The sequence below is a fragment of the Niallia sp. FSL R7-0648 genome, assembly GCF_038007005.1.
In the GTDB taxonomy this organism is placed as follows: Bacteria; Bacillota; Bacilli; order Bacillales; family Cytobacillaceae; genus Niallia; species Niallia circulans.
Genome location: NZ_JBBOWE010000002.1, coordinates 548,164 through 560,143, shown reverse-complemented (window position 1 = coordinate 560,143; position 11,980 = coordinate 548,164). Strand labels below are relative to the sequence as shown.

At 34.6% G+C, this 11,980-nt stretch carries 13 protein-coding genes, 1 rRNA gene and 1 pseudogene; 13 read left to right on the top strand and 2 right to left on the bottom strand.

Features of this window, described 5'->3' with window-relative positions:
- Positions 1-42 precede the first annotated feature (42 nt).
- Positions 43-159, top strand: a 5S ribosomal RNA gene (rrf, locus tag NSQ89_RS22830).
- Positions 160-208: 49 nt separating this feature from the next.
- On the opposite strand, the gene NSQ89_RS22825 is transcribed toward rrf, so the two are convergent.
- Complete coding sequence (locus tag NSQ89_RS22825; RefSeq protein ID WP_047944345.1) at positions 209-412, bottom strand: sigma factor G inhibitor Gin; 204 nt, start codon at positions 410-412, stop codon at positions 209-211.
- A gap of 252 nt (positions 413-664) precedes the next feature.
- On the opposite strand from NSQ89_RS22825, the gene NSQ89_RS22820 reads away from it, so the two are divergent.
- The 10 genes and pseudogenes from NSQ89_RS22820 to rsmI all read left to right on the top strand — a co-directional run bounded on the left by NSQ89_RS22820 (position 665) and on the right by rsmI (position 8,030).
- Complete coding sequence (locus NSQ89_RS22820) at positions 665-2,101, top strand: aminotransferase class I/II-fold pyridoxal phosphate-dependent enzyme (protein ID WP_061801129.1); 1,437 nt, start codon at positions 665-667, stop codon at positions 2,099-2,101.
- 20 nt (positions 2,102-2,121) lie between these two features.
- Positions 2,122-2,751: a dTMP kinase gene (gene tmk / locus NSQ89_RS22815; RefSeq protein ID WP_095323102.1), complete on the top strand. Its 630-nt coding sequence runs from the start codon at positions 2,122-2,124 to the stop codon at positions 2,749-2,751.
- Between the two features lie 174 nt (positions 2,752-2,925).
- Complete coding sequence (locus NSQ89_RS22810) at positions 2,926-3,255, top strand: cyclic-di-AMP receptor (protein WP_016204713.1); 330 nt, start codon at positions 2,926-2,928, stop codon at positions 3,253-3,255.
- 340 nt (positions 3,256-3,595) lie between these two features.
- Positions 3,596-3,691, top strand: a pseudogene (locus tag NSQ89_RS25450) (hypothetical protein); the annotation flags it as partial.
- Positions 3,692-3,817: 126 nt separating this feature from the next.
- Entirely contained in the window at positions 3,818-4,825 is a 1,008-nt protein-coding gene (gene holB / locus NSQ89_RS22805) for a DNA polymerase III subunit delta' (RefSeq protein WP_047944349.1), read from the top strand.
- Positions 4,818-5,645, top strand: coding sequence for a PSP1 domain-containing protein (locus NSQ89_RS22800; RefSeq protein ID WP_047944350.1), 828 nt, complete (start codon positions 4,818-4,820; stop codon positions 5,643-5,645). Before holB ends, NSQ89_RS22800 begins: the two co-directional genes overlap by 8 nt.
- Before the next feature lie 12 nt (positions 5,646-5,657).
- Positions 5,658-6,035 (top strand): DNA replication initiation control protein YabA, encoded by a 378-nt coding sequence (gene yabA / locus NSQ89_RS22795; protein ID WP_047944351.1) that lies wholly within the window; start codon positions 5,658-5,660, stop codon positions 6,033-6,035.
- Between the two features lie 127 nt (positions 6,036-6,162).
- Complete coding sequence (locus NSQ89_RS22790) at positions 6,163-6,906, top strand: tRNA1(Val) (adenine(37)-N6)-methyltransferase (RefSeq protein WP_047944352.1); 744 nt, start codon at positions 6,163-6,165, stop codon at positions 6,904-6,906.
- Positions 6,896-7,189, top strand: coding sequence for a GIY-YIG nuclease family protein (locus NSQ89_RS22785; RefSeq protein ID WP_341133326.1), 294 nt, complete (start codon positions 6,896-6,898; stop codon positions 7,187-7,189). Before NSQ89_RS22790 ends, NSQ89_RS22785 begins: the two co-directional genes overlap by 11 nt.
- Positions 7,167-8,030 (top strand): 16S rRNA (cytidine(1402)-2'-O)-methyltransferase, encoded by an 864-nt coding sequence (gene rsmI, locus NSQ89_RS22780; RefSeq protein WP_047944354.1) that lies wholly within the window; start codon positions 7,167-7,169, stop codon positions 8,028-8,030. The genes NSQ89_RS22785 and rsmI overlap by 23 nt, the downstream gene beginning before the upstream one ends.
- Positions 8,031-8,199: 169 nt before the next feature.
- Here the strand turns inward: rsmI and NSQ89_RS22775 are convergent, their stop codons facing one another.
- Positions 8,200-8,484, bottom strand: coding sequence for an AbrB/MazE/SpoVT family DNA-binding domain-containing protein (locus NSQ89_RS22775; protein ID WP_047944355.1), 285 nt, complete (start codon positions 8,482-8,484; stop codon positions 8,200-8,202).
- A 468-nt stretch (positions 8,485-8,952) separates the two neighbouring features.
- Here NSQ89_RS22775 and metG point away from each other — a divergent pair, with 468 nt between their 5' ends.
- Positions 8,953-10,941, top strand: coding sequence for a methionine--tRNA ligase (metG, locus tag NSQ89_RS22770; protein WP_047944356.1), 1,989 nt, complete (start codon positions 8,953-8,955; stop codon positions 10,939-10,941).
- Between the two features lie 196 nt (positions 10,942-11,137).
- Positions 11,138-11,905, top strand: a complete 768-nt coding sequence (locus NSQ89_RS22765) for a TatD family hydrolase (RefSeq protein WP_061801127.1) — start codon at positions 11,138-11,140, stop codon at positions 11,903-11,905.
- Positions 11,906-11,980 lie beyond the last annotated feature (75 nt).

Below are 11,980 nucleotides of genomic sequence, written 5' to 3'. Positions count from 1 at the left end.
AAATGATTTAGTTTTGAGAGAATAATTCTCGAAATAAATAAGTCTGGTGGCGATAGCGAGAAGGTCACACCCGTTCCCATACCGAACACGGAAGTTAAGCTTCTCAGCGCCGATGGTAGTTGGGGGTTCTCCCCCTGTGAGAGTAGGACGTCGCCAGGCAATAAGGAAACAAGCATCTATTCGTTAGATGCTTGTTTTTTATTTATATCTAAGCTTGTCGTCTTTCCTGAAGAGTTCGTGCTTTTCCCATTTGATGAACAAAAAATCGATATTTGGGATCATTTGTCTTCGTATTAACAATCTCTCTTTCGCAATCCATACATATAAAGGATTCGAATAGATGAATGCCTTCTAATTTATATTCTTCGCATATGAGACAGGCTTCTGCTCTACTTGATTGATACTTCCCCATTTCTCCACCTCCATAGACATTATTCTAACCATTTTAGTAATCACGCATACCTTTATTCTTGAAAACTACTAAACTAAAATATTACTAATAAGAAAGACTAAAGGGGTATTGATAAATAGCCCAGTATGAATGAATAAGGGATTTATATTATCTAAAATACTTTAAATAAGAAAATAGAAAGAAGCGTAAATTACTTCCTATAAAGAAAAAATGATAAAATAAATAGAGTGAAAAAAGAAAAGAGGAATACAATTGCAAGAAAACACACCGTTATATTCTAAACTTTTGCAATTTCAGTCGAAAAATAATATTTCTTTTCATGTACCTGGTCATAAGAATGGAGAATTAATTTCTCCGGAAGATGAGTGGAAAGGACCTTTATGGAATTTTGATGTGACAGAGCTTAATGGCTTAGATGATTTACATGCACCAACTGGTGTTATTGCAGATGCAGAAAAACTACTAACAGATTTTTATGGAGTTAAGAAAAGTTATTTTCTTGTAAATGGGAGTACTGTTGGTAATTTAGCAATGATATTAGCCACCTTAACAGCGGGTGACAAAGTATTTGTACAAAGGAATAGCCATAAATCAATTATGAATGGAATAAAGTTAGCAAAGGCACAGCCCATTTTACTTAGCCCGGATTATGAGGAAGATTGGAAAGTCGATACAGTCCTTTCGAAAAAAACAATTGAGCAGGCAATTGCACGATTTCCAGAAGTCAAAACGCTTATTTTAACTTCTCCTAATTATTATGGAATGGTTGGAAATTTACCAGAGATTATTGACTTAGCCCATGCTAATGGAATTTGTGTATTAGTAGATGAAGCGCATGGGGCTCATTTTAAAGGAAATTCAAATTTTCCACCTTCAGCAGTTGAGTCAGGTGCAGATATAGTTGTTCAATCAGCACATAAGACGCTTCCAGCATTAACAATGGGTGCTTATTTACATTATAATACGGCATTCGTTCAACAAGAGGATGTTAAACATTACTTAGACATTTTACAGTCCAGCAGTCCCTCTTACCTTATTATGGCCTCCCTAGATAAGGCTAGGCATTATATAGCAAACTATAGCATGGAGGATTGGGAATACCTACATACAATGGTAACTTTTTTTCGGGAACAACTTCATACAATTCCTCAGCTAAACGTACTAAACTATCCTTATGATGGAGATCCTTTAAAAATTACTATTCAATCAACAGAAAATAGAAGCGGATTTGAATTACAAAAAGAATTAGAAAAAGAGGGTATATATACGGAGTTAGCTGATTCAAATAATATATTATTTGTCTTTCCATTGTTAAAGAAAGGAATCTCTTATCCTTTAGAGAAGATTATTTTTAAAATAAAAAGGGCGCTTCTTAAAAATATACATACTCATTCTGCTCAGAGTGAGACAGTTGAATCTATAAAAAAGCGTGAGGATATAGTAGAATTAAAACTTAGTGAAAAAGAACAAGCCACACGAAGTAAGGTGGAAGTTTCATTAAGTGAAGCTTTACATGCAGTTTGTGCAGAAACAATTATTCCATATCCACCAGGAATTCCTATTTTAATGCCTGGAGAGGAAATAACGAACTATCATATTAAACAAATAACGAACTTATTAAAGGATGGAGCAAGATTTCAAGGAAGCCCATCTATATATAAAAATAAAATTACCATTTTTGAGAAATGACAACTTAGGAGGACAATAAGGTGACAAAAGGTATCTTTATTACATTAGAAGGACCAGAGGGAGCGGGAAAGACAACCGTTATTGATATGTTGTTAAATTATTATCAAGAAAAAGAACTACAGATTATAAAGACAAGGGAGCCAGGTGGTATTCCTATTTCAGAAAAAATTAGAAATATTATATTAGATCCTAAGCATACTGAAATGGATGCGCGAACAGAAGCATTGCTTTATGCAGCTGCTAGAAGACAGCATTTAGTAGAGAAGGTCATTCCAGCTTTAAACGACGGAGCGATTGTATTATGTGACCGTTTCATTGATAGTTCATTGGCATATCAAGGGCATGCAAGAGGAATTGATATGGATGAAATTTGGGAAATTAATCAATTTGCAATTGGAGATACCATGCCTGAGCTAACCATTTATTTTGATTTAGATCCAAGGGTTGGTTTAGCAAGAATTAATAATACGAGTGATAGAGAAATTAACCGTTTGGATTTAGAAAAGATTGAATTCCATGAAAAAGTACAAGAAGGCTATTATAAGGTAATAGAAAGATTTCCAGAGAGAATCATAAAAGTAGATGCATCGAAACCATTAGAACAGGTTTTGGAGGATACAGTAGATATTATTAATCGTTTTTTAAAGTAGAAGTGCGTTGCTATTTAAATAATAGGGTATTATGCATATAGTGATGACAAAATAAAAAATGGATAGGCTCTCAAAAAATTATTTTTTCTTTCAGCTGTTTGTTTTTATATTTATTGCTATAATAGGAACAAGTTATAAAATCATTCGGAAACTATAATAAGGGGCGGGATAAAAATGAAATTAATTCTAACAGTCATTCAAGATAAAGATAGTAACAAATTACTTAATGCACTAGTTGAAAATAATTTTAGAGCGACAAAGCTTGCAAGTACTGGCGGATTCTTGAAATCTGGAAATACCACCTTTATGATAGGAACGGAAGATATACGTGTGGAAAAGGCATTACAAATCATTAAAGAAAATTGTCAATCAAGAGACCAATTAGTAGCACCTGTATCGCCAATGGGAGGAAATGCAGATTCTTATGTCCCTTATCCAGTAGAAGTAGAAGTTGGCGGAGCAACAGTCTTTGTATTACCTGTAGAGCAATTTAAACAATTTTAAGCTGTACATCGGTAACTTCTGTTACCGATGTACTTTCATAGTTAAATCATAAAAGTTAAAAAGTAGGATACGCATATCCTTTTCTAATAAGTAGCAGACCACTCTTCAGGAGGAAAAATAGAAGTTAATAAAGAGATTTGAATCAATCTGGAAAATAGATTAGAAACAAAGGTAGTCTTAGGAGCTTCTAAATTTCAGATATGTCCAACAACAAAATGAGAAACTAAAGGTCGATTAGCTTCAAAATTGTTGAAAAACATCGATGATATTAAAGCAATAGGTTAGGGAAACCCAAAATTTCAAAGACTTAACTAAATATAAATCTCTTGTTAAACAGTTTGTAAAAGAAGCTGTTGAATTTGGGATGAAAGGTAAAAAGTACAACGCGAGGGATCAGTTTGGCCTAGGAAAATTCGCGTGTTGTACAGGTAATTGATGATAAGTTAGTATAATCAACAGAAGAAGTAATCGCGAATGAGAAAAATGGCATAAATACCTTAGATAAAAATGGTAAAATTAAAGGTCTACTAATTAATATATATATGTAAATGGAGTGATTGTCTTGACAAGGACGTGGGAACAGCTTGAAGGGACACAACCCATTGTTTTAAAGATGCTAAAAAACAGCTTGAAAAAAGAGCGATTAGCTCATGCTTATCTTTTTGAAGGAATGAAGGGAACAGGTAAAAGGGAAATAAGTCTAGTTCTCACTAAGAGCATTTTATGTGAAAATACTATAGAAGGATATGTTCCATGTGAAACATGTTCAAATTGCAAGCGGATAAATAATGGTAACCATCCTGATGTGCATTTACTTGAGCCAGATGGATTATCCATAAAGAAGCATCAAATACAAAGCCTACAAGAAGAGTTTTCCAAGACTGGAGTAGAGTCAAAGCAAAAGGTGTATATTCTTGTTCATGCAGATAAAATGACTACAAATGCGGCTAACAGTTTACTGAAGTTTTTAGAGGAACCGAATGCAGAAACAACGGCCATTTTAATAACAGAACAAATTCAGCAAATATTGCCGACTATTTTGTCTCGGTGTCAGGTCCTTTCCTTTACACCATTATCCCCAAATGAAATGGCTAAAGAACTAGTAAGAAATGGAATAAAACCAAATGAAGCCCCTTTACTTGCGCAAATTACCAATAATTTTGAAGAGGCATTGTCACTTAGTACGGATGAATGGTTTGTACAAGCGCAAAAAATAGTGGTAAAATTATATGAGGCTCTTAAAGGAGCTCCTTTAGAAGCATTAGTAGCTCTTCAAAGAGACTGGTTTTCTCAATTTAAAGAAAAGGACCAGTTTGATAGAGGACTTGATTTATTATTGCTGCTTTATAAAGATTTATTATATATACAGCTTGGCAAGCACGATCAGATTGTATACGTTAGCGAAAAGGGACGATTAGATACTTACGCTTTGAGAACCTCTAACAGACGCTTAACGGAACAAATGACAGCTATTTTTGAAGCAAAGCGAAAGCTGCAGGGGAATATGAATCCACAGTTATTGATGGAGCAGCTGGTGCTAGAGCTGCAGGAGGGATCTTCAGTTGTATGATGTTGTAGGAATCCGCTTTAAAAAAGCTGGAAAAATATATTATTTTGATCCAAATGAATTAATCATTCAAAAGGGAGACTTCGTCATCGTCGAAACTGTTCGGGGTGTAGAATTCGGGAGAGTAGTTATTGGACCGAAAAAAGTAGATGAAAATGATGTAGTTTTACCTTTGAAAAAAGTATTAAGAATCGCGGATCATAAAGATCAGATGATTGTAGCCGAAAACAAGGTTGCAGCAAAAGAGGCTTATGATGTTTGTTGTGAGAAAGTGACGCTGCATGAATTAGATATGAAATTAGTGGATGTAGAATATACATTTGACCGTAATAAAATCATTTTTTATTTTACCGCAGATGGTCGAGTAGACTTTAGGGAATTGGTAAAAGATTTAGCTTCCATTTTTCGAACAAGAATTGAACTTCGTCAGATTGGTGTAAGAGATGAAGCGAAAATGCTAGGCGGGATTGGTCCTTGTGGAAGAATGTTATGCTGTTCGACTTTCTTAGGGGATTTCGAACCAGTATCTATTAAGATGGCAAAAGACCAAAACCTTTCCTTAAACCCAACGAAAATTTCCGGATTATGCGGGCGACTAATGTGTTGTTTAAAATATGAGAATGACGATTATGAAGCTGCAAAGGAACTTTTACCAGACTTAGGTGATTGGATTGATACACCGGATGGAAAGGGAAAAGTTGTTGGTTTAAATATTTTAGAACGTGTACTCCAAGTGGAAATTTCTGAACAAGAACGAGTGCTTGAATATACATTAGATGAGATACTGCAAGAGGATGCTGTTTCAGTTCAATCCACAGATTAATGAGGTGGAAGAGTGGATAAAAAAGAAGTTTTTGAATCAGTAATAAATATGGAAAGTCAAATTGGTAATTTATATAAGCAATTAGGTGATCTTAAACAGCATGTAGCAGAGCTTATTGAAGAGAATAATAGGCTGCAGCTAGAAAATGAAAATCTAAGAAGGCACTTAGAGGATATACCAAGAGAAAAGGATTCGAAACAAGATAAAAATAAAAGAAGGAACATAAAACAAGGTAAGATGATAGAGGAGAAAAATATTGATATAGGGGAAGGGTATGACAACCTGGCAAGACTATATCAAGAAGGTTTTCATATTTGTAATCTTCATTTTGGAAGTCCTCGAAAAGATGGAGATTGTCTTTTTTGTTTATCGTTTCTTAATAAAAAATAAGGATGTCTCAAAGAAATTATTGCCCGAGTATGTAAGCAATACAACCAATGTATTGTCAGGGGATGACTCTTCTTCTTGAGACATCTCTTTTTCTATGCAGGAAATAGGAAAGATGGAGGTATAAAGAGTGGTTCCATTAATTGGAGATGAAAGATTAGATTATTTGCTGGATGAACGATTAAGAATTATTCAAAGTCCATCTGTTTTCTCCTTCTCATTAGATGCAGTATTATTAGCGGATTTTGTCTCTATTCCTGTGAAAAGGGGGGCGATTGTTGATTTATGTAGTGGGAATGGAGTAATTCCACTCTTTTTGTCGCTTCGAACAGAGGGAGATATTGTAGGAGTAGAAATACAAGCAAGATTATATGATATGGCAAATAGAAGCATTCAGTATAATCGTTTAGAGCAAAAGATAAAAATGATTCATGGTGATATTAAGGATGCTCCTGGTTTACTTGGGTATGAGAAATATGACGCAGTGACGTGTAATCCACCTTACTTTAAGAAGACTAATTCAGTGGAAGAGATTAATGGTAATGAGCATCTTGCTATTGCGAGACATGAGATCCTCTGTACGCTAGAGGATACAATTAGTATATCTAGTCAATTGGTTAAACAAGGTGGAAAAGTAGCTTTTGTTCATCGACCAGGAAGACTATTAGATATTATTACATTAATGAGGGCAAATCGATTGGAACCAAAGCGTATCCGATTTGTTTATCCAAAGGAAGGAAAAGAAGCGAATATTTTATTAGTTGAAGCGATAAAAGATGGGAAACCAGATTTAAAAGTTCTCCCTCCGTTATTTGTTTATAAAGATGGCAACAATTATACAGAGGAAATGAGCAGAATACTGTATGGAAAATAAGAGTCATTATTTTTATGTATTAATGTGTAAGGATGGCAGCTATTATGCTGGCTATACAAATGATCTTCAAAAGCGCGTAAAAACGCATAATGAAGGTAAAGGAGCAAAATATACAAGAGGACGTTTACCGGTATCTGTTATTTACTATGAGGAATTTCAGACAAAACAAGAAGCCATGAAAGCAGAGTATGCTTTTAAACAGCTAGATAGAAAGAAGAAGGAAAAGTTTTTATGGAAGGAAGTGGAAGTAGGTGAAGGAAATGAAACAACAAAAAAGCTTTAAAGAAAAAGGGGGAGCGTTGTATTTAGTCCCTACTCCTATCGGGAATTTAGAAGATATGAGTTTTCGAGCAATTAGAATTTTGAAAGAGGCAGATATTATTGCTGCAGAAGATACACGTAATACAAAAAAACTATGCAATTATTTTGAAATTGCTACTCCAGTAGTCAGCTATCATGAACATAATAAAGAGGCTAGTGGTCAAAAGCTAATACAAGCTTTGAAAGAGGATAAAATAATCGCATTAGTAAGTGATGCGGGAATGCCAACCATTGCAGATCCAGGATATGAACTAGCTATAGATGCTATTAATCAAGAAATACCAGTTATTCCTCTTCCAGGAGCGAATGCAGCATTAACAGCACTGATTGCTTCGGGGCTTCCGACACATCCTTTCTACTTTTATGGTTTCCTTAATCGCCAAAAGAAGGAGAAGAAAAAGGAGTTGCTTTTTCTAAAGAACGTTCCAGGCACGCTGCTCTTATATGAATCCCCACATCGTTTAAAAGAAACATTGGTTTTAATAAGGGAGATTCTCGGTAATAGAAAGATTACATTATGTAGAGAGCTGACAAAGATATATGAGGAATTTATTCGTGGAACTCTAGAGGAAGCAATTGCTTGGTCTCAATCAGAAGAAATAAGAGGAGAGTTTTGTTTAGTTATTGAACAAGGAGAATTACAAACAGAAGAAAATAATTGGTGGGAAGACTTGTCTATTGTTCAACATGTAGATCACTATGTGGAAAAAGAGGGAATTACGGTAAAAGAAGCAATTAAAAAGACTGCATTAGATAGAGAAATGCAAAAAAGAGACATATATCAAGAATATCATATTCAATAAGAAAAAGGGCTGCTGCCTTAAATCGGAACATCAAAAATATGATGGTGTTCCCCTTTAAGGCGGCAGTCCTTTAGTTTATAAAAAGAACGAATAAGTATTTCTCTTAATTTTTTTCAAGAAGCTACGAATCAATAAAGAGTGATGTACTTACACATTGCTTACTTTATTTTTATTTTGCAAGTTCAAAATTGCTTTTGATTTCCGCGATTAATTGCTCTGCACCTTCACGGCTGAGGATTAATTTACCACCAGCTAAAGATAGATTATCATCTGATACTTCGCCAGTAACTTGGCAAGTCATGTTTGGTTTATATTTTTTTAAGATGATTTTTTCATCATCTACATAAATTTCTAGAGCATCCTTTTCAGCAATTCCTAATGTACGTCTTAATTCGATTGGAATAACCACACGACCTAATTCATCAACTTTACGAACAATACCTGTAGATTTCATTTTCTTTTCTCCTCCCAAAAGTAAGTATTTATATTTTTTTCGCTAATTTTCGACAAATTTCTTTGTATGTTTATTATAATACCAGCCATTCCCATAAACGTCAATTATTTTATTTTGAAATTATTGTATTTTAAAAACCTTATTAAATTAGGCTTTTCAGGAGAATAAATTGATAAATAAACATAGGATGGGATAAATTGGTATAGTCTTTTTGTTCTATTTTTATTATTTTTTCGACAAAAAACAACATTTTTATTTCTCATTCTTTCTTCCAAAACATCGCTGTTGCATTACTAATTATTTTTAGGTATATTTTGATGGGATAAAAGGAAAAATGGCAATAATTATGCGGTTTATAAATGTTCTTATACTTTTTTGTTTCGATAAAAAAGAAGAATGGTTACAATAGTAATAGCAGTTATCTTACTAAAGGTACATATTATATACATATATATAGGAGGAAATTAAGTGAAGGATCAAGAAAAAACTTTTTATATTACTACGCCAATCTATTATCCAAGTGGCAATTTACATATTGGACATGCTTACACAACAGTTGCTGGAGATGCAATGGCTCGTTATAAAAGAATGAGAGGATATGAAGTTCGTTACTTAACTGGAACGGATGAACATGGGCAAAAAATTCAGCGCAAAGCAGAAGAAGCAGGAATTACACCTATTCAGTATGTAGATGAAATTGTGGCAGGAATAAAGGAATTATGGGATAAGCTTGATATTTCCTATGATGATTTTATCCGTACAACAGAAAAACGACATACAGATGTTGTCGAAAAAATGTTTAAGAAATTAGTGGATCAAGGAGATATTTATTTAGATGAATATCAAGGATGGTATTCTGTTTCTGATGAAACATATTATACAGAACTGCAGTTGGTTGATCCTATTTACGATGAACATGGCAAAATAATTGGAGGGAAAAGCCCCGACAGTGGTCATGCCGTTGAACTAGTAAAAGAGGAATCCTATTTCTTTAGAATGGGAAAATATGCAGATCGCTTGTTAGCATTTTACGAGGAAAATCCAGAATTTATCCAGCCAGAATCTCGCAAGAACGAGATGATCAATAACTTTATTAAGCCTGGATTGGAAGACTTAGCAGTATCAAGAACTACTTTTGATTGGGGAATTAAAGTGCCAGGGGATCCGAAGCATGTGGTATATGTATGGATCGATGCCCTTTCCAATTATATTACTGCGCTAGGATATGGCTCTGATGATGAGAGTCTATATAAAAAGTTTTGGCCGGCAAATGTACATTTAGTTGGGAAGGAAATTGTTCGTTTCCACACGATATATTGGCCAATCATGCTTATGGCATTAGATCTACCATTGCCAAAGAAAGTCTTTGCACATGGCTGGATTCTAATGAAAGATGGCAAAATGTCTAAATCAAAAGGAAATGTGGTTAATCCAGTGACGTTAATTGACCGTTATGGATTAGATGCTCTTCGTTATTATTTATTAAGAGAAGTACCATTTGGCTCTGATGGTGTGTTTACTCCTGAAGCGTTTGTAGAGAGAGTAAATTTCGATTTAGCAAATGACTTAGGGAATTTATTAAATCGTACAGTGGCGATGATTAATAAGTACTTTAATGGTGAAATTCCTACCTATAAAAATTCAGAAGGCACTTTTGAAAAGTCACTTGTGGAAGCACATCAAGAAACGGTTAAGAAATATGCGGAGCATATGGAGAATATGGAGTTCTCTGTTGTACTAACAACATTATGGCAATTAGTCAGCAGAAATAATAAATATATCGATGAAACACAGCCATGGGTATTAGCGAAAGAGGAAAAGACAGAAGAATTAGCAGTTGTGATGAATCATTTAGCAGAATCTTTAAGAAGAATCGCCATTTTGTTAAAACCATTTTTAACAAGAACACCTGACAAGATTTTTAGACAGTTGAACATACAAGACGAATCCTTACAGACATGGGACAGCCTGGAACGTTTTGGTGTCATTCCTGCGGGTACTATAGTAGAGAAGGGAGATCCTATTTTCCCTAGATTAGACATTCAAGAAGAAGTGGAATTTATCAAAAGCGAAATGAAGGGACCTCAAATGGAAGAGGAAAAGAAACAAGAGGTTCAAGAAGTTCCGGACGTAGAGGAAATTACAATAGATGACTTTATGAAAGTAGACTTACGTGTAGCACAAGTACTGGAAGCTGAACCTGTAAAAAAAGCGGACAAGTTATTGAAGTTACAATTGGATCTAGGTTATGAAAAAAGACAAGTTGTTTCTGGAATCGCTAAATATTATTCTCCTGAAGACTTGGTAGGACGAAAAGTTATTTGTGTAACAAATTTAAAACCAGTTAAATTAAGAGGCGAGCTTTCACAGGGAATGATTTTAGCTGGAAGTCATGACGGTGAATTGTCTCTAGCGACAATCGCAGAGGCTTTACCACTCGGTGCAAAAGTAAAATAAAATGATATAAAAAACATGGAGATGTTTTAATGGGGAAATCGCCAAGATCTTTTATGGAGAAGAATGGGCGGGGAAATTCCATATTTTAATCATCTCTATGTTTTTTCTTCTTTCATTAAGACTGTGGCGCAAGGATAGAACGGTCTTAAAAAATAAAGTGTAAATATATCTAACAGATGATGGAGGGATGTTTATCATGTTATTTGATACACATACACATATTAACGCAAATGAGTTTCAAGATGATATAGAAGAAGTGATACAACGGGCACTTGATGTAGGAATGGAAAAAATGGTAGTGGTGGGGTTTGATAGACCTACTATTACAAAGGCGATGGAGCTTATTGAGCAGTACGATTTTGTTTATGCAAGCATAGGATGGCATCCTGTAGATGCTATCGATATGGTAGATGAAGATTTGGCTTGGATTGAAGAATTGGCAAAGCATCCAAAGGTCATTGCAATAGGAGAAATGGGACTAGATTATCATTGGGATAAATCGCCAAAAGATATTCAAAAAGAAGTATTTAGAAAGCAAATTCAATTAGCAAAAAAAGTAAAACTCCCGATAATTATTCATAACCGTGAAGCGACTGCTGATATTGTTGAAATCTTAAAAGAGGAGGATGCAAAAGAGGTAGGCGGGATTATGCATTGTTATGGAGGAAGCGTAGAAACTGCACTGGAATGCATAAATATGAATTTTTATATTTCGCTTGGTGGAACGGTTACTTTTAAAAATGCACGAAAGCCAAAGGAAGTTGCAGAAGCCATTTCGTTAGATCATTTATTAATCGAAACGGACTGCCCATATTTGGCTCCGACCCCTTTTAGAGGAAAACGCAATGAACCTAGTTATGTAAAACTAGTAGCAGAAGAGATAGCTGCTATTAAAGGGATTTCCTATGAAGAGGTGGCATCAAAAACAACTGAAAACGCAAAAAAATTATTCGGCATAAACTGATAAAGTTTTTTGTCGAATGCAGAAAGAGCTTGTCCGAACTTCCTCTTATTTTTAATGGTTCTACATTGCTTCCTT

Coding starts and splice junctions, on each gene's coding strand:
- NSQ89_RS22825 (WP_047944345.1), bottom strand. CDS start 412: ATGGGGAAGTATCAATCAAGTAGAGCAGAAGCCTGTCTCATATGCGAA.
- NSQ89_RS22810 (WP_016204713.1), top strand. CDS start 2,926: ATGAAATTAATTCTAACAGTCATTCAAGATAAAGATAGTAACAAATTA.
- NSQ89_RS22785 (WP_341133326.1), top strand. CDS start 6,896: ATGGAAAATAAGAGTCATTATTTTTATGTATTAATGTGTAAGGATGGC.
- rsmI (WP_047944354.1), top strand. CDS start 7,167: ATGAAACAACAAAAAAGCTTTAAAGAAAAAGGGGGAGCGTTGTATTTA.
- NSQ89_RS22775 (WP_047944355.1), bottom strand. CDS start 8,484: ATGAAATCTACAGGTATTGTTCGTAAAGTTGATGAATTAGGTCGTGTG.
- NSQ89_RS22765 (WP_061801127.1), top strand. CDS start 11,138: ATGTTATTTGATACACATACACATATTAACGCAAATGAGTTTCAAGAT.